Annotated in this window: 20 protein-coding genes; 7 read left to right on the forward strand and 13 right to left on the reverse strand. The window is 63.0% G+C overall.

Annotated elements, in window-relative coordinates; genetic code table 11:
- The first annotated feature begins 348 nt into the window (after positions 1-348).
- Positions 349-771 (forward strand): RidA family protein, encoded by a 423-nt coding sequence (locus tag AC1Q80_RS16555; RefSeq protein WP_492361152.1) that lies wholly within the window; start codon positions 349-351, stop codon positions 769-771.
- Positions 772-894: 123 nt separating this feature from the next.
- Here the strand turns inward: AC1Q80_RS16555 and AC1Q80_RS16560 are convergent, their stop codons facing one another.
- Complete coding sequence (locus AC1Q80_RS16560) at positions 895-1,758, reverse strand: GlxA family transcriptional regulator (protein WP_492361153.1); 864 nt, start codon at positions 1,756-1,758, stop codon at positions 895-897.
- Positions 1,759-2,026: 268 nt separating this feature from the next.
- Here AC1Q80_RS16560 and AC1Q80_RS16565 point away from each other — a divergent pair, with 268 nt between their 5' ends.
- Entirely contained in the window at positions 2,027-2,503 is a 477-nt protein-coding gene (locus AC1Q80_RS16565) for an SRPBCC domain-containing protein (RefSeq protein ID WP_173421552.1), read from the forward strand.
- 239 nt (positions 2,504-2,742) lie between these two features.
- Positions 2,743-3,714 (forward strand): 3'-5' exonuclease, encoded by a 972-nt coding sequence (locus tag AC1Q80_RS16570; RefSeq protein WP_492361154.1) that lies wholly within the window; start codon positions 2,743-2,745, stop codon positions 3,712-3,714.
- A gap of 257 nt (positions 3,715-3,971) precedes the next feature.
- On the opposite strand, the gene dinB is transcribed toward AC1Q80_RS16570, so the two are convergent.
- A complete protein-coding gene (gene dinB, locus AC1Q80_RS16575; RefSeq protein WP_492361327.1) occupies positions 3,972-5,081 on the reverse strand; it encodes a DNA polymerase IV in 1,110 nt (369 codons plus the stop codon).
- 31 nt (positions 5,082-5,112) lie between these two features.
- The gene (locus AC1Q80_RS16580) at positions 5,113-7,179 is read right to left on the reverse strand and encodes an ATP-dependent helicase (protein ID WP_492361155.1); all 2,067 of its coding nucleotides are present in this window, start codon (positions 7,177-7,179) and stop codon (positions 5,113-5,115) included.
- 366 nt (positions 7,180-7,545) lie between these two features.
- Between AC1Q80_RS16580 and recX the strand changes: the two genes are divergently transcribed.
- Together recX and AC1Q80_RS16590 are read left to right on the forward strand one after the other, a co-directional pair.
- On the forward strand, positions 7,546-8,100 hold the full coding sequence (recX, locus tag AC1Q80_RS16585; protein ID WP_492361328.1) for a recombination regulator RecX: 555 nt from the start codon (positions 7,546-7,548) through the stop codon (positions 8,098-8,100).
- 251 nt (positions 8,101-8,351) lie between these two features.
- Positions 8,352-9,086, forward strand: coding sequence for a L,D-transpeptidase family protein (locus tag AC1Q80_RS16590; RefSeq protein WP_173421555.1), 735 nt, complete (start codon positions 8,352-8,354; stop codon positions 9,084-9,086).
- A 53-nt stretch (positions 9,087-9,139) separates the two neighbouring features.
- Here the strand turns inward: AC1Q80_RS16590 and AC1Q80_RS16595 are convergent, their stop codons facing one another.
- The 10 genes from AC1Q80_RS16595 to AC1Q80_RS16640 all read right to left on the reverse strand — a co-directional run bounded on the left by AC1Q80_RS16595 (position 9,140) and on the right by AC1Q80_RS16640 (position 20,487).
- Positions 9,140-9,937, reverse strand: a complete 798-nt coding sequence (locus AC1Q80_RS16595) for a L,D-transpeptidase family protein (RefSeq protein WP_173421556.1) — start codon at positions 9,935-9,937, stop codon at positions 9,140-9,142.
- A 73-nt stretch (positions 9,938-10,010) separates the two neighbouring features.
- The gene (locus AC1Q80_RS16600; RefSeq protein WP_492361156.1) at positions 10,011-11,072 is read right to left on the reverse strand and encodes a L,D-transpeptidase family protein; all 1,062 of its coding nucleotides are present in this window, start codon (positions 11,070-11,072) and stop codon (positions 10,011-10,013) included.
- Between the two features lie 212 nt (positions 11,073-11,284).
- Positions 11,285-11,932, reverse strand: coding sequence for a dihydroxyacetone kinase subunit DhaL (dhaL, locus tag AC1Q80_RS16605; RefSeq protein ID WP_173421557.1), 648 nt, complete (start codon positions 11,930-11,932; stop codon positions 11,285-11,287).
- 57 nt (positions 11,933-11,989) lie between these two features.
- A complete protein-coding gene (locus AC1Q80_RS16610; RefSeq protein WP_492361157.1) occupies positions 11,990-14,077 on the reverse strand; it encodes a bifunctional sugar-binding transcriptional regulator/dihydroxyacetone kinase subunit DhaK in 2,088 nt (695 codons plus the stop codon).
- Between the two features lie 283 nt (positions 14,078-14,360).
- Complete coding sequence (gene dhaL, locus AC1Q80_RS16615) at positions 14,361-15,002, reverse strand: dihydroxyacetone kinase subunit DhaL (protein WP_492361158.1); 642 nt, start codon at positions 15,000-15,002, stop codon at positions 14,361-14,363.
- A 15-nt stretch (positions 15,003-15,017) separates the two neighbouring features.
- Positions 15,018-16,010: a dihydroxyacetone kinase subunit DhaK gene (locus AC1Q80_RS16620; protein WP_492361159.1), complete on the reverse strand. Its 993-nt coding sequence runs from the start codon at positions 16,008-16,010 to the stop codon at positions 15,018-15,020.
- A 29-nt stretch (positions 16,011-16,039) separates the two neighbouring features.
- The gene (locus tag AC1Q80_RS16625; protein WP_173421561.1) at positions 16,040-16,813 is read right to left on the reverse strand and encodes an SDR family oxidoreductase; all 774 of its coding nucleotides are present in this window, start codon (positions 16,811-16,813) and stop codon (positions 16,040-16,042) included.
- Positions 16,814-16,873: 60 nt separating this feature from the next.
- The gene (locus AC1Q80_RS16630) at positions 16,874-17,860 is read right to left on the reverse strand and encodes a substrate-binding domain-containing protein (protein ID WP_492361160.1); all 987 of its coding nucleotides are present in this window, start codon (positions 17,858-17,860) and stop codon (positions 16,874-16,876) included.
- An 84-nt stretch (positions 17,861-17,944) separates the two neighbouring features.
- Positions 17,945-18,949, reverse strand: coding sequence for an ABC transporter permease (locus AC1Q80_RS16635; RefSeq protein WP_492361161.1), 1,005 nt, complete (start codon positions 18,947-18,949; stop codon positions 17,945-17,947).
- Positions 18,950-19,008: 59 nt separating this feature from the next.
- The gene (locus AC1Q80_RS16640; RefSeq protein WP_492361162.1) at positions 19,009-20,487 is read right to left on the reverse strand and encodes a sugar ABC transporter ATP-binding protein; all 1,479 of its coding nucleotides are present in this window, start codon (positions 20,485-20,487) and stop codon (positions 19,009-19,011) included.
- Positions 20,488-20,787: 300 nt separating this feature from the next.
- Between AC1Q80_RS16640 and AC1Q80_RS16645 the strand changes: the two genes are divergently transcribed.
- Both AC1Q80_RS16645 and rbbA read left to right on the forward strand, forming a co-directional pair.
- On the forward strand, positions 20,788-21,858 hold the full coding sequence (locus AC1Q80_RS16645) for an HlyD family secretion protein (protein ID WP_209789414.1): 1,071 nt from the start codon (positions 20,788-20,790) through the stop codon (positions 21,856-21,858).
- Positions 21,858-24,644 carry a ribosome-associated ATPase/putative transporter RbbA gene (gene rbbA / locus AC1Q80_RS16650; protein ID WP_492361163.1) on the forward strand — a complete coding sequence of 929 codons (2,787 nt, stop codon included), beginning with the start codon at positions 21,858-21,860 and terminating at the stop codon, positions 24,642-24,644. Before AC1Q80_RS16645 ends, rbbA begins: the two co-directional genes overlap by 1 nt.
- The last annotated feature ends 1 nt before the right edge of the window (position 24,645 follow it).

Raw genomic sequence — 24,645 nt, forward strand, 5'->3', positions numbered from 1 at the left:
GACTGCCTCTAGCTACGCCATTGCCGCTGGGGCAATCAAGGCCGCCTTCAGCGTCGCCGGGAGGCTATCCAACTTTGCGAGGGTGGAAGCAGTTCGTCCATGGTGTCGCGGGGGCGTCGGCGTCGGATCTTGTCTGTTTCGCTGCGAAGTTCCCGGCGGGCGCGCCGGCTGGTGTTCGCGACGTGCATGAGCAAGCGAAAAAAATGCCACGCGACCGCGTCACAGCGGGCGTTGCCGGTTCGTCAAGGTGATATGGAGCCGGAAGGTGCGCACGACGGCACACCGTATCGACGATCGTGCAAATGCGCTTTCCAAGGCTTCCTCGTGCAACAAACGGAAAGCAAAACAATGGCATCGACACTTTCGAAATCGCCTGTCCGTCTCTTTAACCCGGTCGGGCTCTATGATGCATCGGTCAATGGTTATTCCCATGTCGGCGTGGTTCCATCAGGCGTGCGGCTGGTCTTCATCGCCGGCCAGGGCGGGGAGGATGAGCATGGCAGCCTCGATCCGGATTTCCGGCAGCAGGTTCGCCGGGCGCTTGCCAATCTGCGCACCGCGCTTGCCGCGGCGGACGCTGGGCCAAGTAATATCGTCAAACAGACGGTGCTGATCGTCGATCACTCCGAAGAGCGACTGCACGTCTTCGGCGCCGAACTGGAAGCGGCGCTCGGCCACGGTACCAAGCCGACATGCACGCTGATCCCGGTTCCGCGGCTGGCGCTCGACGGAATGCTGTTTGAGATCGAGGCTGTTGCGGCGCTTGGCTAACCGGAACGAGGACGGGTGTCACCCTGGGCGCCCGTCCGAAGCCTGCGTGGCGGGTTCATCGCGCCACTATCCCCTTTGGCTGAGGCAGGGTGAAATGCCCCATCCAGGATGGCGCGTGCGCGGCTAGCGCTTGCGAAAGCGCTGGCGATATTGCGCCGGGCTGATGCCCGCCATGCGCTTGAACAGCCGGCGGAAGAAGGTCGGGTCCTCATACCCAACGTCGGCCGCGACGTCGTCGATGCCGCCGTCGCTGGTTTCCAATATCTGCTTGGCCTCCTCGATGCGGATGGCCTGCACGTAGTCGACAGGCGCGTAGCCGGTGGCCTGCTTGAAGCGACGCTTGAACGTGCGTTCCGGCAGCCCGGATTGCTCGACCATCCGGGTTACGGGATTGCTCACCGCATAATGGTCGGCGATCCATATCTGGCTGCCGGCGATGATGGCATCCTCATGCCGCCGTGGCTGCGCCATCGCCGCAAAGGGCAGTTGCCCGTCCCGACGATCGCCGATCAGAAAGAGCTTGGCGATCCGTGCCGCCTCTGTCGGGCCACAGAAGCGGCCGATCAGGTAAAGCACAAGCTCCTGCCAGGCCGAGGCGCCGCCGCTGGTCATCAGCCGTCCATCGTAGCCGCTTTCACACAGGATGCGCTCCGGCCGGAAACGGACAGCGGGATAGAGGTCACGGAATAGCCCGGCGGCAGTCCAGTGCGATGCCGCGTCCTTGCCGTCGAGCAGGCCTGCTTCGGCGAGCAGCAGCGAGCCGCTGCAGGTGGAGCACACCGTCGCGCCGCGCCGCAACTGTTCGCGCACCCAGGCGATTTCTTGGCTCCAGCGTCCGCTGGGAACGTCCGTCGGCCCCAGCTCCAGATCGCAAATGATGATCAGGTCTGCATCGGCTTGCGTGTCGATAGTTTCCTGCGGCGCGATCGGCACGCCGATGGCGGAAGGAAACGGTTCCATCTGCCGCGCGACGATGCGCGGGCGCAATCGGCGAACGGGAGGCAGCCTCGTGCCGGCATCAAACCTGCCGACATGGCTCATGACCTCGTAAAGGCCGTAAACTGCCATGGGGCCGGTTTCAGGCAGGACCAGAATGCTGACGGTGAGATCGGCGCCATCGGTGTTTTTCGCAAACATCGCCGATGATTGGCATGAATGCCCCGCTCCTGTCCACATCGGCTCTAACAGGTCGACAGCCCCCGGCTTAGCTTTCCTGCAGGCGGTCAATCCCGACCGGCATATCAAGGAGAGCGCCATGAAAACGTCGAAAGCCGAACACGCCACCGTCATCGTCGAACGCACCTATGCAGCCCCGCCGCATCTCGTCTTTGCCGCCTGGTCGGACCGCGATGTGCTCGCAACCTGGAGTGCGCCCGGCGATGGTTGGGAACTGGCCTGGCGCGCCTTCGATTTCACCGTCGGGCACACAGATATCTGCACGTTCGGCGCGATCGATGCCGAGCCCTATATCAACACCACGCGATACGAAGAGATCAAGCCGAACCAACGCATCGTTTATACAAGCACGATCTCCTACATGGGCGACCTTATCTTTGCCGGCGTTGTCACCGTAGAATTCTCGGCCGTCGACGACGCGACGCGTGTCGTCATGACCGAGAGTGGCGTCTATCTCGATGGCAGCGATAGCGCGCTCGGGCACGAGGATGGCTGGGCGGCGATGCTCGACAGTCTCGGAGATTATCTGATGCGCCGCCTGCGGCGTGCCGCGTGACATCGTGCCCCCATGCCTCATCACGGTGGCTGTCGTTACCCAAACTCGATGAGGCGCAGGATGCCCACGCCGCGTGACGGCGGGCTGCGGGCATCCCGCCCGCAGCATCCGGGCCCAATGACAGGTTTTCCCGCGTTAAATCCGGCGCTCTCGACACAGGTCTGTTGACAGAGCGGGAAAGTGATGGCGCGATGGCCACTCGGTCTTCCCTTTCACCAAAAGTTCCGGGAGAAAGGCTGATGGCATTGCAATACGACATGTTTGTTTCGTCCGATCCGGACGAAAAGGAAGCACGCTCCAAGCGCGCATCGTCTCGCGCGGCTGCCGGCATGACTGCCGGGGCGATGGTCGATCATCTCGAGGCGACGGGTCGCTACCGCGTGCTGCAAAAGCTTGAGGCGCGTCCCGTCGTGACGCAGCCACGTGCGGAATTTCCGCTCGTCGGCGTCATTCTCGATACTGAAACGACGGGCCTCAATCATCGCAAGGACGAGATCATCGAGATCGGCGTGATCGCGTTTACCTTCGACGCCCATGGTGCGATCGGCGACGTCATCGACGTTTATGGCGGTCTGCGGCAGCCGAGCGGTCCTATTCCTGCCGAGATCACGCGCATCACCGGCATTACCGACGACATGGTCGCCGGCCAGACGATCGACCTTCCGCGGCTCCAGGCGATCATTGAACGTGCTGACCTGATTATCGCCCACAATGCCGGGTTCGACCGGCCGTTTTGCGAAGCCTTTTCGCCGATCTTCGAGAAGAAGGCCTGGGCGTGCTCGGTTTCCGAGATCGGCTGGAGCGACCGCGGTTTCGAAGGCACGAAGCTCGGCTACCTCATCGGCCAGGCGGGATATTTTCACGATGGTCATCGTGCCGTCGACGACTGCTTTGCGCTGCTTGAGGTGATCGCCGGGCCTGCAGATCAATCGCAGCAGACACCCTTTGCCGAACTCTATGCGGCAAGCCAGCGCTCGCGCGTCCGCCTTTACGCGGAAAACAGCCCCTTCGAGATGAAGGACCACCTGAAGGGTCGCGGCTACCGATGGTCTGATGGCAGCGATGGTCGCCCGAAATCCTGGTGGATCGAGATCGGCGAAGAGGCGCTGGACGAGGAGCTTCGCTACCTCAGAAGCGAAATCTATCGCTGGAGCGAGGCCGACCCGCCTATGGTGCGGCTGACCGCCTTCGACCGGTTCAAAGCGCGCTGACCCGTCCGACCGGCGCTCAGCGCATGGCTGCCCTGCGAAGTCGGCGCTACGAAAGTGGCCGCCTTCCTGTATATTGCACTCATCGAAGTGATGCACCTCCTCCCGCAGAGCTTCGATGAATGCAGGCGCTTTCTCCTCCTCCCAAAGAGCGCCTGTCGGAATGGCAACACTCCTCCTCCCAGTTGCCATTCAATCCCTTTAAGAGCCTGCCGCACCTCCTCCCGCGGCAGGCTTTTTCATTTGGGCGTGCGGGTACTTCAGAACGAAAGCTCGAGCTGAGGTCGTTCGTCGGCATCATTGCCGTTGAGCGACGACAGGGTGACGCCCAGCAGGCGTACGCCGCGCTTGAACGGATGGACGGACGTCAGCAACGACACCGCCACCTCCAGCATCTCGGGTGCTCCGGCGACGGGACCACTGAGCGTTCTGCTGCGCGTCGCCTGGGTGAAGTCCGAGTATTTCACTTTGACCGTCACGGTCTTGCCGCTCATTCCATGCGCCTCGCAATAGCGCCAGACCTTGTCGGTCAAGGGCAGTAATTCGGCACAGGCCGGCTCGAGCTCGAAGATGTCCTCGATGAACGTGTCCTCCGCGCCCACCGATTTGCGTACCCGGTCTGGCTGGACGCGCCGTTCGTCGATGCCACGGGCGATGCCGTAGAAATATGGGCCGGATTTGCCGAAATGCTCCTGCAGGAACGCCAGGGATTGCTGCCGCAAATCAAGGCCGGTCTCGATTCCCAGTCGCTTCATCCGCTCTGCCGTGGCCGGCCCGACGCCATGAAACTTCTTCACCGGAAGTGCTTCCACGAAGGCCGGTCCGTTCTTCGGCGTGATCACGAACTGTCCATCAGGCTTGCGCTGGTCGCTCGCCATCTTGGCGAGGAACTTGTTGTAGCTGATGCCGGCTGACGCCGTCAGCTTCGTTGTCGCCTTGATTTTTGCGCGGATTTCCTCGGCAATCTCGGTGGCGATCTCCATGCCCTTCAGATTGTCGGTCACGTCGAGATAGGCTTCGTCGAGTGAGAGCGGCTCAATGACAGGCGTATATTCGGCGAAAATCTCGCGGATCTGCTGCGATACGCCGCGATAGACGTCGAAGCGTGGCTTGACGAAGATGAGGTCGGGACATTTTCGTTTCGCCGTGACGGACGGCATGGCGGAGTGGACGCCAAACTTGCGCGCTTCGTAACTGGCGGCGGCAACGACGCCACGCGCAGCGGCGCCGCCGACGGCGACCGGCTTGCCCCGCAATTCCGGATTGTCGCGCTGCTCGACCGATGCATAGAAGGCATCCATGTCGATGTGGATGATCTTGCGCTGCCGCTCGGCTACAGACGCATTCGCCGACGGCTGCCTTTCGTTCATGCTTTCGATAGGCTCGGCCACGTGCCGCTCCTTATTTCCACATGGTCCGCATGCGCGCGCCGACATCGATGCGGATCTGACGAGCGCTGCGCTCGGACGCGGAGGCGCTGACCAGTGGCCAGGAAGCCGTCTCGAAGAACTGCAGGAGGGTTGCCGGAATGAAGCGCGTGCGCGCGGCGTAGACGTGACGATCGCCTTGCGCGTGCTGGCCGCTTGTGAAGAACCGCTGCGGCGTGATCAGTGTCAGGCTGTCCTTCGCCCGCGTCATGCCGACATAGAGCAGCCGGCGTTCCTCCTCGAGCTCATGCGTCGTGCCGACGCCGAGATCGGAGGGGATGCAGCCGTCGACGACATTGAGCATGAAGACGGAGCGCCATTCCTGCCCCTTGGCCGAATGGATGGTCGACAGGATCAGGTAGTCCTCGTCAAGCAGCGGCACGCCTGCCTGGTCGCTGGTCGCATCCGGCGGATCGAGTGTCAGCTCGGTGAGGAACCTTTCGCGGCTGGGATACCCTCCGGCAATCTGCTCCAATTGCAGGAGGTCGGCTTTTCGTGTGTCCGCATCCTCGTAGATGCGGTCGAGATGCGGCTCGTACCATTCGCGCGCCTGGGCAATTTCGCCCGGCCAGCCGCCGGCCTGTTTGCGCAAGCTCTCGATCAGGGTCACGAAAGCGCTCCAGCTGTCGCCGGAGCGCGGCGGCGCGGGGATTTCCGCAAGTGCCGCCAGCGGTTCCGGATCGGCGGCAATGGCGTCGAGGATCTTTCCGGCGGTCTGCGGGCCGACACCCGGCATCATGTGCAGAAGGCGGAAGCCTGCGACCCTATCTCTGGGGTTCTGGGCGAACCTCAGCACGGCCAGCATGTCCTTGACATGGGCGCTGTCGAGGAACTTCAGCCCGCCGAATTTCACGAAGGGGATGTCGCGTCTGGTCAGTTCCACCTCGAGTGGTCCGCTGTGGCTCGATGTGCGAAACAGCACTGCCTGCTGTTTCAGCGTCATGCCGACCTCGCGGTTTTCCAGCACCTTCTCGACGATATAGCGCGCCTGGTCGGCCTCATCGGCGACCGCCAGCAGTTTAGGTCGTTCTGGTGACTGGCGCTCGGTCCAGAGGTTCTTGGTGAAGCGCTCGCGGGCGAGATCGATGACACCATTGGCGGCAGCGAGGATCGTCTGGGTGGAGCGATAGTTTCGATCAAGCGTGATGACGTCGGCCGGCGGTGTGAACGTTCCTGGGAAATCCAGGATGTTGCGCACGGTCGCCGCCCGGAACGAATAGATCGACTGCGCATCGTCGCCGACAACTGTCAGGCCTCGACCGCCGGGCTTCAAGGCCATCAGCACGGAGGATTGCAGGCGGTTGGTATCCTGATACTCGTCGACAAGCACATGGTCGAAACGGTTGCCGATATCCTCGGCGAGTTCCGGCACACTGACGGTCTGCGCCCAGTAGAGCAGCAGGTCGTCGTAATCGAGCACGTTCTGCGCCTGCTTCGCCTCGACATAACGGACAAACAACTGCTTCAACTGTTCTTCCCAACCGGAAACCCAGGGGTAGTGCGCGCGCAAGACTTCGCCGAGCGACGTCTCGGAATTGACCGCCCGCGAATAGATCGACAGGCACGTGCCCTTGGTTGGAAAGCGTGTCTCGGTCTTGGAGAGGCCCAACTCATGCCGCACGAGGTTCATCAGGTCGGCGCTGTCTTCCCGATCGTGGATGGTAAAATCGACATTGAGCCCGATCTGTTCGGCGTAGATGCGCAAGAGGCGCGCGCCGATGCCGTGGAACGTTCCGGCCCAAGTGAGCGCATCGGTGGCCACCGACGCGTTCGCGCCAAGCACCTGGGCGCAGATGCGTTCGACCCGTCGGGCCATTTCGGATGCCGCGCGGCGCGAAAACGTCATCAACAGGATACGGCGCGGATCGGCGCCATTGACGATGAGGTGGGCGACGCGATGGGCGAGCGTATTGGTCTTGCCCGACCCGGCGCCGGCGATGATCAGAAGTGGCCCGGCGATCGTTTCGCCCGGAGCGGTCACGCCAAATTCGACGGCATCGCGCTGTCGGTCGTTCAATTTTTCCAGATAGGTCGCCGCCACGCCGAAGTCCCCGGTAAGTCTCTGCCGATTCTACCCCATGCGCCAGGCGTAGGCGCAAATTGCCCGGCGCTCCGGGCAATGCCGAGGCATCCCCGCCCACGAAATGAGCGATTCTTGACGGGGAACGAATAAGGAACATATCAGCCGTGGGACATATTGCAAAGGCCCCCGTTGGCAATGGCAAAGATGCGCCGCGGTTTCCGTCCGCAAATTCTCGATCCGGCGGCACGACAATCTGTCCCATTGCTGGCGGCTATCGAAGCCGCGTGCTAGCAGGTTATGCCTTCGCGCCAGACTTCAGCCAACGAGCGCATTGCAAACGAGCCCGCCCGCACCGTGACACCAAACGATCTGCAAGCCGACAATTTGTCCTCCGATACGCCGCCTTCTGACACGCCCACCGCGCGCATGCTGTCGTGGGCGCGCAACTCGGCGGTCTATCGCCTCGAGCGCCAGATGATGACCGAGAAGCAATTGTTCGACGCCATCACCCGGAAGGCGCGACAGAAGTTCGAGGATATCAGCCAGGAGCAGCTGAAGGCTGTTGCCGACTTCGCGGTCAAGTTCGCCTATGATCTGAACGCCCTGAACGATACCGATTACGCGCAGGTCAGCACCCAATCGGCGGTGCGCAGCGGAAAATCGAAACGGGCGATTGCCCAGAAACTCCAAGTAAAAGGCATAGACCGGGAAACCGCAGCCCTCGCGCTCGAGGCGACCGATGATCTCTACGCGGCCGTCGTCTTTGCCCGCAAGCGCGGCTTCGGTCCTTTTCGTCGCGGTGAGCTCGACGACAAGCGCAAAGCCAAGGAACTGTCCGCATTTGCCCGCAACGGCTTCGGCTTCGAGATCGGCAGAAAAGTATTCGACATGAGCCTCGGCGAGGCGGAAAGCGCGCTGCGGAAGGATGCCGTCCGATAGAGGCAAGGCCCGTCGAATTCATCTGCTCTGTCGGGTTGTTTCGCCCCTGGCTGACTTTGGATGTTGCTCCGGCATGGGCCGCATCAGCTCCTCGCGCGCGCCCGACCGAGTGAATTTTGCAACAGTCGGATGACCGCGAACCCCTGGCGGTGATCATCCACCAGTGAGATCGGATTTGACCACATTTCGGTCACGAATGGGACCAAAAGCAGACCTCTCTCCGCGCATGTCCCCAACCCCGGAATAAAACAGTGTCTTTTCAATTGTCCCGCCGATCGCTGCTTGCAGTGGTCGCAAGCTCCATTTTGAGCGCCTGTACCCAGGTCCCGAAGCCCGGTCTCGAGGCAAAAGCCGCCGACAAGGCCAACAAGGACGTCATTACCCCTCGCGAGATCGATCCGATCGAGCCTGAGCGCAAGGACGAACCGGCGCCGAAGCTCGACTACGCCAAGATCTACGGCCCGGTTAAGGACGAGGGCTATGATGTTCCGGCAGTCGAGTTCGGTGCGATCAAGCCCGAATTCCTGCGGCAGGAAGTTGCCTATGCGACCAACGAGCCGGCCTATTCAATCGTCGTCGATACCCAGAAGATGTTCCTCTACTGGGTGCTGCCCGGCGGCAAGGCGATCCGTTACGGCGTCGGTCTCGGCGCCCAGGGTCGCGCCTGGAAGGGCAGGGCCGTCGTGCACTGGAAGCGCAAGTGGCCGCGCTGGACGGTGCCGGATGACATGGTCGCGCGCCAGCCGCACCTGAAGAAATACGGTATCGAGGCCGGCGGCATGGATCCGGGCCTCAGCAATCCGCTCGGCGCGCGGGCGATGTACATCTTCCAGGATGGCCAGGACACGCTCTATCGCATCCACGGTTCGCCGCAGTGGCGCTCGATCGGCAAGAATGCGTCTGCCGGCTGTGTGCGGATGCTGCAGCAGGATGCGATCGATCTTTACAACCGCGTCCGCGGCAAGACACCGCTGCTCGTTATCTAAGGCCGGATTTCGTTCGTGGGGGCATCCATTGCTCCCACGTGGACTGGTCCGTCTTAATAGATAGGCGGCGGTGCACCGGGAATGCCGCCTTCTCCGGGCAGGAGATTGTCCTGCGGCAACGGCTCCGCCTGTTGCGCCGCCATGCCGCCGCCCGACAGGTCCGTCACCACGATCGGCGTGCCGTTCGGCACGCGATCATAGAGATCGACGACGTCCTGGTTGATCATGCGCACGCAGCCCGACGATACCGACTGGCCGATGGTCCACCATTCCGGCGAGCCGTGGATGCGGTAGAGCGTGTCTTCGCCATTCTGGAAGATGTACATGGCGCGGGCGCCGAGCGGGTTCTTCAGCCCCGGCTCCATGCCTCCTGCCTCGATGCTGTACTGCTGCAGTTCCGGCTGGCGGGCGACCATCTCGTTCGGCGGCTTCCAGCGCGGCCATGGCCGCTTGTACTGGATGACGCCACGCCCGGCCCAGGCGAAGCCGGCGCGGCCCAAGCCGACGCCGTAGCGCATCGCCTGGCCGTTCTCGTAGACACGGTAGAGGAAATGGTTGCCGACATCGACGACCAGTGTGCCTGGCCGCTCGCCGGTCGGGTCGGGAACCATCTGCCTGTAATACCGCGGGTCGATCTTCTCGTAGGGGATCGCCGGCAGCGGGTAAGTTTCTCCCGGCCGCTCGCCATACATCTCGGCAACAAAGGTATTGGCGGCCGGCACCGGTTCCGGTGCCGGGGCATATTGCTGCGAAACCCGCTCGCGCGTCGACCCGCAACCCGCCAGTCCGAGCGCCGCTATCCCGGCGGAAAGCTTGAGGAAGGATCGGCGACCGACGTCACGTTGGGGCATGGGGGTCCTCAGTTACCTGTGTTCGATGATCACCGGGAATGACGCATTGCTGTCGCTCATCTCCCGACGCCGATCACAGGCCGGCATAGGGATCTGCCAGTGCCGCATCCGGTCGGCTAATGGGGTATTTAGTTGCCGATATCTTTGCGGCCAGCTTTTCAGCACCGTTTTTCTCGAGCAGTGCCCGGAAACTCGGGTGCATGCCGCCGTCGACATAGGCATTGACAGGTGCGGGCGTCTGATTGGCGACCAGGCCGGCAATCTTTGCGTCTTCCGTCTGCAGCCTTGCCATTAGCCCGGCGTCGGGAGCTGTGGTTGCTGCAGGGCAGGCGGCAAGCGGATCGGTCGGCTCGCCATCGGCAAACACGGTATTGAAGACATAACGGCCCCCACAGACCGAAACCTTCGGCTGGCGCTTCGTCGCCTCGAAGATATCGTAGCCCTGCTTGATGTTCTTCCAGAAATCGAAGTTCGGGTCGCTGCTGTGCTTGGCCATGTTCGTTGCCGTCATGCGGAACGGGTAGGCTTGCACCTGAAATTGCCCTTGGCCACCGGCGAGCGCACGCTGAACCACGGGATAGATTTCGCCAACCCCCTGGTCCGTCAGCGCGTAGCAGCCGGATGACGAGCAGGCGCCATGCACCATCAGCGCCTCGCCGGTATAACCGAGCGCCGACTCAAGCCGGTTCGGATAGCCGAGATTGAACGACAGGTAATATTGCGACTTCGGGTTCAGCATGCGTGCCGACACATGGTAGAAGCCTTCCGGCGCCTGGCGGTCGCCCGACTTGGTCTTCGGCCCGAGCTTTCCGGACCAACGGCACATCGGGTAGGTCTTCAAGAGCGCATACTGGCCCGACTTGTTCTGTTTCCAGATCTCCAGTTCGCTTTCCTGCTTGAAGATGCGAACGAGCACCGGGCTTTCCGGCTTGGAGCCATTCTTGGCCATGGCGGCGATCAGCTTTGCCGGGATCGGCGGCGGCGCACGCACGTCGTCGAAGGCCGACATGCAGCCGGAAAGGGCGATGGCGACCGACACGGCAAGGGTGGCGCGCCGGGCCTGCTTCGTCTTGCCCAGCAATTCAGCGGCATTTGCTGATGACAGGGAAAGAAGATGTCTCGTTATGCGCCGCATGCGGGCTCCTTGAAATGGCGACCGGACCATAAGACCTCTAGCGGCTTTAGCTGCAAGCGCTTGCCGCTGGCTTTCGTGACGCGGCGGTTCAACAAAACTTGAACGCGCCTGCATCTCCGGTGCACACCAGCCTTGGCATGTGATGGTAAATTTTGTCCAAACAGCGGCATCACGTGCGCGTGACTCGTCCGGCCCTTGTCGCCGCCCGTTCGCTAGGCCGCCCGGTTGAGCGAAGACGCCATGGCGCGAAGGATCACCACCGACGATGCGGCGCCGGGGTCCACATGGCCAAGCGAGCGCTCGCGCACCCGTGCCGCGCGTCCCTTGGTGGCAATCATCGAGCGCGTTGCGTTGGCTCCAGCCTCCGCCGAGGCGACGATATCGCGCCAGAAACCGTCGGCACCCTTGTTTTCGGCAAGCGCTGCCGCGGCGGCATCGGCTGCCGGCAGCCAGGCGTCGAGCATCGTCTTGTCGCCGCGCTGCCCCTTGCCGCGCTCGCGCATTCCCGAGCCCATGGCCTCGATGATGGCCGCGCAGGTGGCAAGGTCGAGTTCCGTCTTGCCGGCAACGGCCTGCGCTGCACGGCGAAAGGCCGTGGCATAGAGCGGGCCGGTCGAGGCGCCGACGGCATTGAGGAATGCGCCTGCCGCCGTGGCCATGACGTCGGAGATCTGCGCCTGATCAAGGTCGAGCTTTGACAGTTCGGCCTTCACCGCCAGGAAGCCGAGCGACATGGTGGTGCCGTGATCGGCATCGCCGATGGCACCGTCAAGCTCCGACAGATGATCCTTCTCGGCTTCCACGGCATCGGAAATCGCCTGAAACATGCTGACCAAGCGGCGCGCCGCATTTTCCGACATCATTGTCCTCCCAGAACGCCCGATACCCATGCTTGATCATGGATCCCTGACGGAATGCTAATTGATACGCAGGAAAGCCGTTTCGCAAGGGTGATGCAGCAGATCGGTCAGTTCCTGGTCGAGATGGAGGATCGAGATCGATGCGCCGACCATGTCGAGGGACGTGCAATAATGGCCGATCCAGTTCGCTTCAATCTCTATGTTCTTGGCGGCGAGGCGCTGCGCCACGCGCCGGTAGAGAATGTAGAGCTCCATCAGCGGCGTCGCGCCGAACGAGTTGATGAGAACGGCCACGCGATCGCCCGCCGTTGCCTTCATCTCCTTAAAGATGTTGTCCATGATTGCGTCGGTGATGTCGTCGGCTGGCTTGATGCGCTCGCGCGTTACACCGGGCTCGCCATGGATGCCCATGCCGATTTCCATATCGTCGGGGCCGATCTCGAAATTGTGCCGCCGCGTCTGCGGCATCGAGCAGGGCTCGAGCGCAACGCCGACGGTATAGGTGCGCAAGTTCGCCTTGCGGGTGACAGCCTCACAAGCATCGAGCGAAAGGCCCCGGTCGCAGGCCGCCCCTGCAATCTTGAAGATGAAAAAATTGCCGGCGACGCCGCGCCGGCCCTCGCGATCCTCGATCGGCGAGGAGGCGATATCGTCGGTGGTCAAGACGGTGCGGACCTTGATGCCCTTTTCCTCGGCGATCTCGGCCGCCATCTCAAAGTTCATCACGTCGCCGGCATAGTTGCCGTAGACGAAAAGCACGCCCTCGCCGCCCGACGCGGCAACGGCGCATTGCACGATCGGATCCGGCGGCGGCGACGAGAAGATGTTACCGACAGCGACCGCGTCCGCCAAACCCTTCCCGACATAGCCGAGGAAGCACGGTTCGTGGCCTGTGCCGCCACCGATGACGAGGCCGACCTTGCCCGGGCGCGGCCCGGATTTCGCGACGAGCGCGCGGTGCGAACCATTGATCGGTTCGATGTAGTCGCGGTGCGCCCTGACGACGCCGTCGAGCATTTCCTCGACCACCTCATTGGGATTGTTGAGGAATTTCTTGACGTGGGTGCGGTAGGAGCTGGGCGCCTGGACAAGCTTCGGTTTTTGCGAAATCCGGGTGTCGAGGCCGGTGACGCCATCAGCCCGGAGAATGCCGTGGCCGGTTGCAGCGTCGGTGATCAGCACGTTGGCATAGCCGCCGCGAAGCGCCGCCAGCAGGGCCGGCACCTTGTCGAAGCCTCCGGCAACGGCGATGCGCGTGCCGATCCGGCGCAGCATCTCGAGCGAAATGCCGACCGTCCTGTCATCGAGCGGTCCGGCGACGGGGCGTCCGCGTTCGTCGATGAAACGCCCGGCGACTACGCCGACGGCACCGGCCGCAAGATAATCCTGCAGCGAGACGGATTCGAAGAAACCACTGGTGTGGATGGTGGAGTTTGGCCGCAGCGACGAAATGCCGAAAAGAATGCGGTTGGCCTGCGCCAACGTCGCGAATTGCTCCTGCAGCAGCGGCTCGTCGAGCAGCATCTGCCGCAATTCCCTCGATTTGACGATCGCCGGCGCGGTGATGCCGACGCAGCGTGCACCAATCGCGCGGGCGATCGAAGCGGCGCAGAGTTCCGGGGTGTAGGAGAACGCCGCCGTCGTGCCACCGGTCGCCTGCACCACGGTTGCGTCCTGCAGTGCCTGCACATCCGCGTGCTCACCGACCGACATCACAGTGCGTCCCCAGGAGACAGCCAGGGTGTCGCCGGATTTCATCAACTTCTGCAGCGCCATTGCCCCAGCGACGCCGAGCCGGTCGATCAACGGCCGGGCGTTGTCGTCGCTCGGAACGACGAGACAGTCGGCAAGGCCGAAATGGCGCTTCAGTTCCTGGGCGATTGTCAGTGACGCGAGCCGGGCCGGCTCAAGCGAGATGTTGACGATACCCTTCTCGCGGGCATCGGCGAGGTAGCTGTTGACGGTCGCGCGCGAGACACCCATGGCATCGGCGATCTCGCCCTGGGTCATTCCATCTTCGTAGTAGAGCCAGCAGGCCCAGACATAGGGATCGTCACCATAGCGCAGCGGGATGGCATCGGACGCGTCGGTCGCGCCGCTCCTGTTCGCGCCGCCCTTGCGTGGTGAGGATGTCTTCGATGTCATCTGGTTGCGTTCGTTCCCTGTTTTGGTTGGTGAACATGGAAGCAACGTCGTGCTTTTGCAACCTTGCAGAAGTGCGACTTCCGCCGAGCCGATGGAAGTCCCGTGTTTATACAGTCGAATTGGTGGGCTACGCATTTTGGTGCCGGCGCCGACCGGTGCCGTCGGCTGGATTTCCCGTCGTCGCTGTGCGCGATCCCGCCGTTTTCAGCGGGATCGCGCCGGCCCTGGGAGGCGTAGCGTTCAGGCAAAGGCACGCTAGCCGTGCCGTCGCCCTCGTCGTGAATTAGGCAAGGCGCGCGCGGGCGCCGAGCGAAAGTTCCTTCAGGATGATGGCGCAGGAGGTGGCGCCTGCGTCGAGCACGCCGAGCGAACGCTCGCCGAGCCGGCTGGCGCGACCGATCTTGGCAACGAGATCAATGGTCGAATCGCGGCCAGCCTCGGCGGCTGCAACCAGCGCGTCGAGCGCTTCCTCGAACGGCTTGCCATCGGCCGTCGCGCCGTCGAAGGCTTCGACTGCCGGAACGAGCGTGTCGATCAGCGTCTTGTCGCCGACCTTGGCCGAGCCGATCGACTGGATGCCCTCGAGGCCGGCATGCAGCATGGTGCTGTAGGTCGCGGCATCGATGGCAGGCACGCCGTCGAGCTTTTCGGCGAACTCGGTGAACATCACCCCGTAGAGCGGGCCCATCGAGCCACCGATCTCGGTCATCAGCACGGTGCCGAGCGTGTCGAGCGCCTCCGACAGGGTGGTTTCCCTGTCCTTCAGCCGGTCGGCGGCCATGGCAAAACCCTTGGCCATGTTGACGCCATGGTCGCCGTCGCCGATCTTGCCGTCGATTTCGCTCAAGTAAGCGCGGTTCTCGATGATGCGCTCTGCGAGCGACAGCACGATCGCGCCGGAATTGGCGTTGCTAAACGTCTGCATGATGCGCCTCTTTCGTCACAGGATGGTGGTGCAGCGAACCTCGACGTCGAGGAGCGCCTTGAGTTCGTCGTCGAGCGCCAGCACGGTCAGCGTCGCCCCGACCATTTCCAGCGAGGTGAAGTAGTTGCCGATATAGGTGCGGTAGATCTTGAGGCCGCGACCGGTGATTTCCTTCTCGATCGTGTCGTTCAGGATATAGAGCTCGTTGAGCGGCGTGGCGCCGAGACCGGACACCAGCACCGCGACTTCGGTTCCAGACGCGAGGTTGTGATCGTCGAGCACGATCTGGCACATGTCCTTGGCGACTTCGTCGGCGGTCTTCAGCGCCTCGACACGCACACCCGGTTCGCCGTGGTGGCCGATGCCGACTTCCATGGTGCCGGGCTCGATCTGGAAATTCGGATGGCCGACGGCCGGAAGCGTGCAGGGTCCAAGGCCGACGCCGATCGAACGGCAATTGTCGATCGCCTTCTGTGCGGTGGCACGCACGTCTTCAAGGCTTGCGCCTTCGGCGGCCTTGGCGCCGCCGATCTTCCACATGAAGATCTCGCCGGCCACGCCGCGGCGCTTCTCACGCTCCTCGGGCGGTGCCGAGCAGACATCGTCGTTGGCAACGACGGTCAGGACGTCGATGCCGTCCTTGGCCGCAAGTTTGATTGCCATCTTCACGTTCATGTTGTCGCCGGCATAGTTGCCATAGAGGCAGACGACACCCTTGCCGCCATTGGCTTCGCGGATGGCATCATGGAAGCTCTTGGCGGTCGGCGACGAAAACAGTTCGCCGACGGCGACGGCGTCGAGCATGTTGCGGCCGGTGTAGCCGATGAAGGCCGGCTCGTGACCTGAGCCGCCGCCTGTGACGACGCCGACCTTGCCGGCGACCGGCGCGCCCTGGGCGACAACGACGCGCGGATTGTTAGCCAGACGGACGATGTCGGAGTGAGCCTTGACGAAGCCCTTGACGGTGTCCTCGACGACCTCGTCGGGATTGTTGATGAACCTTTGCATGGTGTCTCCTGTAGATGGGTCGTGCTTCGTCAGAGAATGGTGTAGCCGCCGTCGATCAGGAGATCGGCGCCGTTGATCATGTCGGCTCCGGCCGACGTCAGGAACACGGCAGCGGCCGCGATCTCTTCCGGATAGGCGAACCGGCCGGCCGGGATGCGCTTCTTGGCGGCCTCGCCCTTTTCGCCGCTCCAGGCTTTCTTGCCGAGTTCGGTCAGAACGATGGTTGGCGAGATGGTGTTGACGGTGATGCCGTGCTTGCCCCATTCGGCCGCAAAGGTCTTCGACATGCCGATGACGCCGAATTTCGAGGCGCAGTAGGCGACATGGTCCTCGATCGCGACCGTGCCGGCCTGCGAGGCGAGATTGACGATCTTGCCGCCCCTGCCGGCAGCGATCATCGCCCGGCCGACGGCCTGGGTGACGAGGAAGCTGCCCTTCAGATTGATGGCGATGGTCTTGTCCCAATAGTCGAGCGACAGCTCTTCGGCAGGCGCGAGGAACACGACGCCGGCGCTGTTGACGGCGATGTCGATGCCGCCGAAAGCCGCGACGACGCCCGAGACAGCCGCATTGACCGAGGCCGCGTCCGAAACGTCGCAGACGAACGGTTTTGCATCCCCGCCGAGAGCCTCGGCCTTGGCGCGGGCGACATCCTCGTTGATGTCGAGCACGGCCACTTTCGCGCCCTTGGCGGCAAAAGCGCTGGCGACAGCCGCACCGATGCCGGAGGCGCCGCCGGTGACGAGGGCAACCTTGCCGGTCAGCGGGAAGTTGAGGTCGATCTGGGGTGTGGTCTCAGTCATGTCGGTTTTCCCTCGGCAGTTGAAAAGCGGGGCGGGCAAGCCGCCCCGCCTGTGTTGGCTTTACTTGCGGGCTTCAAGCAGCTTGTCGACGTTCTCGGTCGTGACCGGGGTCCACGGAACGTTGTATTCCTTGTCCTTGCCGTCGTTGAACGGCATGTCGGGATACTGCGCCCAGATGTCGGACTGCGGCTTGTAGTCGCCCTTCCTGGCCTGGAAGATCGCGAGGTCGAGCGCGCCCTGCGCCTGGGCGCGGGCATCCTGCAGGATCGAGGTCATCGTGCCTTCCTTGACGGCCGTCAGAGCATCGGTCACGCCGTCGATGCCGGCAATGGCGAAGTCGTCGACCTTGAGGCCGGCCGACTTGATCGCTTCGATCGCGCCGAGCGCCATCTCGTCGTTCTGGCCGATGACACCGTTGATCTGGCCCGAATGAGCCGTCAGCCAGTTTTCCATCAGCGTCTGGGCTTCGGCACGCGACCAGTTGGCAGTCTGCTGCTCGAGAACCTTGACGTCAGGGCACTCGGCCAGCGCCTTCTTGTTGCCTTCCAGCCGCGAGATCTGCGCCGACTGGCCAATCGGACCCTCGATGATCACCACGTTGCCCTTGCAGCCGATCTTGTCGAGAACGGTCTTGGCTTCCATGTAGCCCGACACGGTGTCGTCGGAGCCGACATAGGCGGTCAGAAGCTCGGAGTTGACGCGGGTGTTGGAGCCGACGACCGGAATGCCGGCATCATGGGCGGCCTGAACGGCGGTTGCGCCAGCCTCGATGTCGATCGGCACGAAGATGATCGCGTTGAACTTCTGCGTGATCATCGTGTTGAACTGTTCCTGCTGGACCAGTGCGTCGTAGCGGCCGTCGAACACGGTCAGTTCGACTTCACCGCTCTTGACGGCGGGGTGCTCTTCAAGGGCCGCCGACCAGATTTGCATGAATTCGGCATTGAGACCGTAGGGTGCGGCACCGATCTTGAGCTTTTCCTGCGCGACAGCTGATGACGCGAAGAGGGCCGTGGCGGAAGCCAGGGCGATCACGAGTTTCTTCATGCTACTCCTCCATTGTGGTTTCCGCCGCCTTCATGGCGCACGGATTGGTGTACGGCCGCCGCAGGGCGGCCGATGTCTTGGGGGTCAGAGACCCTGATTGCGTTTCTGGTCGAGCATCACGGCGCCGACGATCAGCGCGCCCTTCAGGACCTGCTGGTAGTAGGATTGGATGCCCATCAGATCGAGGCCGTTGTTCATCACGCCGATGATTAGCGCGCCGATCAGCGTTCCCGTCACGCGACCGACGCCGCCCGAAAGGCTGGTGCCGCCGATGACGACCGCGGCGATCGCGTCCAGTTCATAGGCGATGCCGGCCTGCGGCAGGGCGGAACCTGTTCTCGCCGACAGCATCATGCCCGCAAGGCCCGAAAGTCCGCCCGAAATGACGTAGACGAGGAAGCGGATGCGGGTGACGTTGATGCCGGAGGTCTTGGCCGCATGCGGGTTGCCGCCGACGGCGTAGATGTAGCGGCCGAAACGCGTGCGGGTCAGGATCCACCAGGAAGCGAGAAAGACGATCCCAAGCAGGATGACCGGCATCGGGATGCCGAGGATGTTGCCGGTGCCGATCCAGCGGAATTCCGGCGACAGTGCCGGTACCGGCTTGCCGCCGCCGTAGATCAGCGTCATGCCGCGGGCGGCAGATAGCATGCCGAGGGTGGCGACGAAGGCCGGAACGGAGAAGCGCGAGACGATGAAGCCGACGATGATGCCGCAGGCGACGCCGACGAGAATGCCGATCGCAAGCGCTATCAAGAAGGGGTAGGGCGCGCCGGCAACACCGGCCGTTGCCGATGTCGTCGCAAAGCTGGCGCTGACCATGCCGGCAAGGGCGACCACGGAGCCGACGGAAAGATCGATACCGCGCGTCAGGATGACGAAGGTCATGCCGATCGCCAGCACGCCGTTGATCGACGTCTGCAGAAGTACGTTGGAAATGTTGCCCGGCGTCAGGAAATACTCGTTGGAGAACGACAGGATGACCGCCAGCAGCAGGAAGGCGAGAAAGATGCCGTATTCCTGTATCAGCGTGCCGCGCTTTTCGGCGCTGAACCAGCTTCTGGATGCGTTGTTTTCGATGTTGGACACGGTTCTCAGGCCCCTTTGATGTCGGACAAGCGCTTTTTGGCGTCGATCTCGCGGGTGGTTCAGGTCGATAGATGCACGAGCGACTGGGCGTCCGTCGCCCGGCGATCGTGGATGCCGGCGGATTTTCCCTGGCGCATGACGAGGATGCGATCGGACATGCCCAGCACCTCGTCGATCTCGGAGGAGATCATGACGACGGTGCCGCCGGCCGCGGTGAAATCACAGATGATGCGGTAGATTTCGCGTTTGGCCCCGACGTCGACGCCGCGGGTCGGCTCGTCGAGCAGAAGCAATCTCGGCTGGCGCAGGAACCATTTTCCGAGCACGACCTTCTGCTGGTTGCCGCCCGAAAGACCCGAGACCGGCATCGTGTCGCGCGCCGCCTTGATGCCGAAGCGGGCGATCATCTCGGCACTGGCTGCGGCCTCGTCCCGCCCCTTCATGACGAAGCGCGGGCTCATCTCCGGAAGGCTTGCCAGGCAGATGTTGCCGCGAACGCTGTCGGCCAGATTGAGGCCGCTGACTTTTCTGTCTTCGGTGACAAGCGCGATACCGCTCGCCATCGCGTCGGCCGGTTTGCTGACGGTGATCCGTTCACCTTCGAGCATGACATCGCCGTGAGACGGGCGGTCGAGGCCGAACAGGCAGTTGAAGATCTCCGTACGGCCGGAGCCCATCAGCCCGTAGATGCCGAAGATTTCGCCCTTGCGCACCGAAAACGAGATGTCCTCGATCTTGCCGGGCAGTGTCAGGCCCGAGACCTCCAGGCCGATCTCGTCGGTCGGGTCGTTGGTCTTGATGTATTCCTCGCCGAGTTCGCGCCCGACGATCATCTTGATCAGGCCGGGGCGATCGATGTCGGAAAGCAGACCGCTGCCGACATAGCCGCCGTCGCGAAAGACCGTATAGCTGTCGGCGATCTGGAAGATTTCCGACAGTCGGTGCGAGACGTAGACGACGCCCTTGCCCTCGGCCTTGAGGCGAGCAACCGCAGCAAACAGGTGTTGCGCTTCCTTCTCGCCGATCGCCGATGTCGGCTCGTCCATGAAGATGACCTCGGCTTCGTGGCTGAAAGCCTTGGCGATTTCGACCAGCTGCATCTGCGCGACCGAAAGCGTCATCATCGTCTGGGTGGCGCGGATGCCGAATTCGAGCCGATCGAGAAGCTGCTGCGCGTCGCGGTTCATCTTCTTGAAGTCGATGCCGCCGAAGCGCCCCGAAGGTTCGCGGCCGAGATAGATGTTTTCGGCGACCGTCATGTGCGGAACGGGGCTCAGTTCCTGCTCGATGATGGCAATGCCGGAGGCAAGCGCCTCAGCCGGGTTGCCATAGTGGACTTCCTCGCCGCGCCGCCAGATCGTGCCGCCGTCGCGCTGCTGGATGCCCATGAGGATCGACAGGAACGTCGATTTTCCCGCGCCGTTGCCGCCGCAAAGCGCGTGAACGGAACCGGCCTGAAGTTCAAGGCGACCGTCGCGCAAGGCTGCGACGCCCCCGAATGATTTCTTCAGTCCTTCAACCTTCAAAAGCGGTTGCATGGTGTCCTCCCACGCTGCGATGGCGATTTTGCCGCTATCGATTTCGACAAAAATCACATGATGATCGACATCTGTCAATATCGAGATTTTACTTTTGATTTTTTTGATCGGCTTTTGTCAAATTTGTATCCACTCATCTCTCGAATTGACATGAGTCAATGCAGGGTCCCGTTCCCACGGGCTTGGTTTAGCGATCCGTTTACGTCGCGGTGACGGTTCATCACGCGCAACCTATTCCCGGTTGTGTTTGGGCGGCCGCTGGCTATTGTCGTGGTGTGCATTTGAAGGTGGGACGCTGAAATGGAAAAAGCCCGGAAGAATTGGCTCGTGCTCGGCCTGATCGTTTTGGCCCTGGCCGGCGGCTACTACGCCTGGCAGAATCTCGATCGCAACGCGCTGCCCGCCGGGATCGCCAGTGGCAACGGGCGCATCGAGGCGGTCGAAATCGATATCTCGACGAAAACGCCGGGCAGAATCAAAGAGATCATGGTCGACGAGGGCGATTTCGTCACTGCCGGGCAGGTGCTCGCCCAGATGGATACGGTCCAGCTCGAGGCGCATAAGCGACAGGCCGAAGCGCAACAGCAGCGCGCCATTGTCGGCGTCGAGGCGGCAAAGAACCTTGTGACCCAGCGCGAGGCGGAAAAGGCGGCAGCCGAAGCCGTGCTGGCGCAACGCCGGGCACAACTGGACGCTGCCGAGCGGCGCCTCGCCCGCTCCGAGCAACTCGTCAAGACGAGCACAGTTTCGCAGCAGGTGCTTGATGATGACCGCGCCACCGCGGAAGGTGCGAGAGCTGCCGCCAGTGCCGCGGAAGCCTCGCTTGCCGCGTCGGATGCGGCGATCAATTCGGCGAAATCCCAGGTTATCGATGCGCAAGCCTCGGTCGAGGCCGCCAAGGCGTCGGTCGAGAGCATCGTTGCCGACATCAACGACAGCACGCTTGTTTCGCCGCGCGACGGTCGCATCCAGTATCGGGTGGTCCAGCCCGGCGAAGTGCTGGCCGCCGGCGGCCGGGTGCTCAATCTCGTCGATCTCGGCGACGTCTACATGACCTTCTTCCTGCCGACGGATCAGGCCGGGCTGTTGTCTATCGGCAGCGAGGTCCGGCTGGTGCTGGACGCAGCACCGCAATACATCATTCCCGCCAAGGTCTCCTATGTCGCCGATGTCGCGCAGTTCACGCCGAAGACGGTCGAGACCGCCGAAGAGCGCCAGAAGCTGACCTTCCGGATCAAGGCGCAGATCCCGAAGGAACTGCTGAAGAAGTATATCCGCATGGTCAAGACGGGGCTTCCGGGGGTCGCCTATGTCAAGGTCGATCCCAAGGCCGAGTGGCCGGCGAGCCAGACCGGCACGCTGGTGCAGTGATGGCGGATCCCGACAGGGCCGGCCTGTCGCCGGCAGAGCCCGTGGTACGCCTCAACGCCGTCACGCTTTCCTACGGCAAGACCCGGGCGCTTGACGACGTGACGCTCGACATCCCCTCCGGTTGCATGGCCGGCCTGATCGGGCCGGACGGGGTTGGAAAGTCGAGCCTGCTCTCGCTTGTCGCCGGCGCCCGCGCCGTCCAGGGCGGTCGCGTCGAGGTGCTCGGCGGAGACATCGCCGATGCCGGCCACCGGCGGCGGACCTGCCCGCGCATCGCCTATATGCCGCAGGGCCTCGGCAAGAACCTTTACCCGACGCTTTCCGTCTTCGAGAACGTCGATTTCTTCGGCCGCCTGTTCGGCCACGATCGCGAGGAGCGCGAACGGCGCATCGCCAGTCTGCTCCAAAGCACCGGCCTTGCGCCTTTCGCCGACCGTCCCGCGGGCAAGCTTTCCGGCGGCATGAAGCAGAAGCTGGGACTGTGCTGTGCGCTCATTCATGACCCTGACCTCCTCATTCTCGACGAGCCGACCACGGGCGTCGACCCGCTGTCGCGCCGGCAGTTCTGGGAGCTGATCGATGAGATCCGCGCCGAGCGGCCTGGCATGAGCGTCATCGTTGCCACCGCCTATATGGAAGAGGCGGCCCGCTTCGACTGGCTGGTGGCGATGGATGCCGGCCGGGTGCTGGCAACGGGCACGCCTGACGAGTTGCTGCAAAAGACCGGCGTCGACACGCTCGATGCCGCCTTCATCGCGTTGCTTCCGGAAGATCTCAGGCGCGAGCACCACGACGTCGTCATTCCGCCGCGTCCGGAAGAGGTGGGCGACGACATCGCCATCGAGGCGAACAACCTCACCATGCGCTTCGGGGATTTCGTCGCCGTCGACAATGTCAGCTTCCGCATCGGCCGCGGCGAGATCTTCGGCTTTCTCGGCTCCAACGGTTGCGGCAAGACGACGACGATGAAAATGCTGACGGGCCTGCTCGCCGCCAGCGAAGGCACGGCCAAGCTCTTCGGGCGCGAAGTCGACCCGCGCGACATGGAAGTGCGTCACCGTGTCGGCTACATGTCGCAGGCCTTCTCGCTTTATACCGAGCTGACGGTCCTGCAGAACCTCGAGCTGCATGCCAAGCTCTTCGGCATGGCAGCTGACACCATTCCAAAGCGGATCGAGGAGCTTGCGGATCGCTTTGATCTCGCCGGCGTGATGGAGGCGCTGCCGGACGCCTTGCCGCTCGGGGTGCGCCAACGGCTGTCGCTGGCCGTCGCCCTGATCCATTCGCCCGACATCCTCATCCTCGACGAGCCGACATCCGGCGTCGACCCCGTCGCGCGCGACAGTTTCTGGCAGATCCTCGTTGACCTCTCGCGCAACGAGCAGGTGACGATCTTCATCTCCACCCACTTCATGAACGAGGCGATGCGCTGCGATCGCATGTCGCTGATGCATGCGGGCAAGGTGCTGGTCAGCGACACGCCGGAGGGCATCATGAAGAGCCGCTCCGCGTCGACGCTGGAGGAAGCCTTCATCGCCTATCTCGAAGAGGCGATCGCCGGCGCGAAGCCGGCGGCGCCTTCCGTGGTCAGGGCGCACGACCCGTCGAAGCCGGCAATCGCGCAGGAGGTCGAACGAAAGGCGTCGGCGACGTCGGCGTTTTTCGACGTCGGACGCATGTTCAGCTACACCCGTCGCGAGGCGCTGGAACTGGTGCGCGATCCCATCCGGGCGACGCTCGCGACCATCGGCACGGTCATCCTGATGTTCGTCATCGGCTATGGCATCAACATGGATGTCGAAGACCTGACCTTCGCGGTGCTCGACCATGACCAGACCACCACCAGCCGCGAATACATTCTCGAAATCGCAGGCTCGCGCTACTTCATCGAGAAGGACCCGATCACCGATTATGCCGACCTCGACCGGCGCATGCGCAATGGCGAACTGAGCCTTGCGATCGAGATACCGCCGGGTTTTGCCAGACGGGCGGCCCGTGGCGACGCGGTCGAAATTGCCGCCTGGATAGATGGGGCCATGGCGAGCCGCGCCGAAACGGTCAAAGGCTACGTGCAGGGCCTGCACGCCCACTGGCTGACCGGAAAGATCCGCGAACGCTACGGCGATGCGGCAACCGCCGGCACCTTCAAGATCGAGACGCGCTTCCGCTACAATCCCGACGTCAAGAGCATCGTCGCCATGGTGCCCGCCGTCATTCCGCTGTTGCTGATGCTGATCCCGGCCATGCTGTCGGCGCTCAGCGTCGTGCGCGAGAAGGAGCTGGGCTCGATCGTCAACCTCTACGTCTCGCCGGTGACGCGGCTCGAATTCCTGGTCGGCAAGCAACTCCCCTATATCGCCCTGGCGATGCTCAATTTCGCGCTTTTGACCGCCTTTGCGATCTTCGTCTTCCGGGTGCCGTTCACCGGCAGCCTGCTGGCCTGGACGGTCGCCGGATTGATCTACGTCTCGGCGGCAACGGCGATGGGGCTCGTCATCTCCACCTTCATGTCCAGCCAGATTGCCGCGATTTTCGGTACGGCGATCCTGACGCTCATTCCGGCCATCCAGTATTCCGGCATGATCGATCCGGTCTCGTCGCTGGAGGGCGCGGGCGCCTTCATCGGCCAGATCTACCCGACGACGCATTTCATGACCATCGCTCGCGGCACCTTCTCCAAGGCGCTCGGCTTCGGCGATCTCGCGGGCGCTTTCGTGCCGATGCTGATTGCGGTGCCGGTGCTGCTGGTGATCGGAACCCTGTCCCTCAAGAAGCAGGCGAGGTGAC

The organism is Ensifer sp. GW823-FHT05D09, assembly GCF_058795755.1.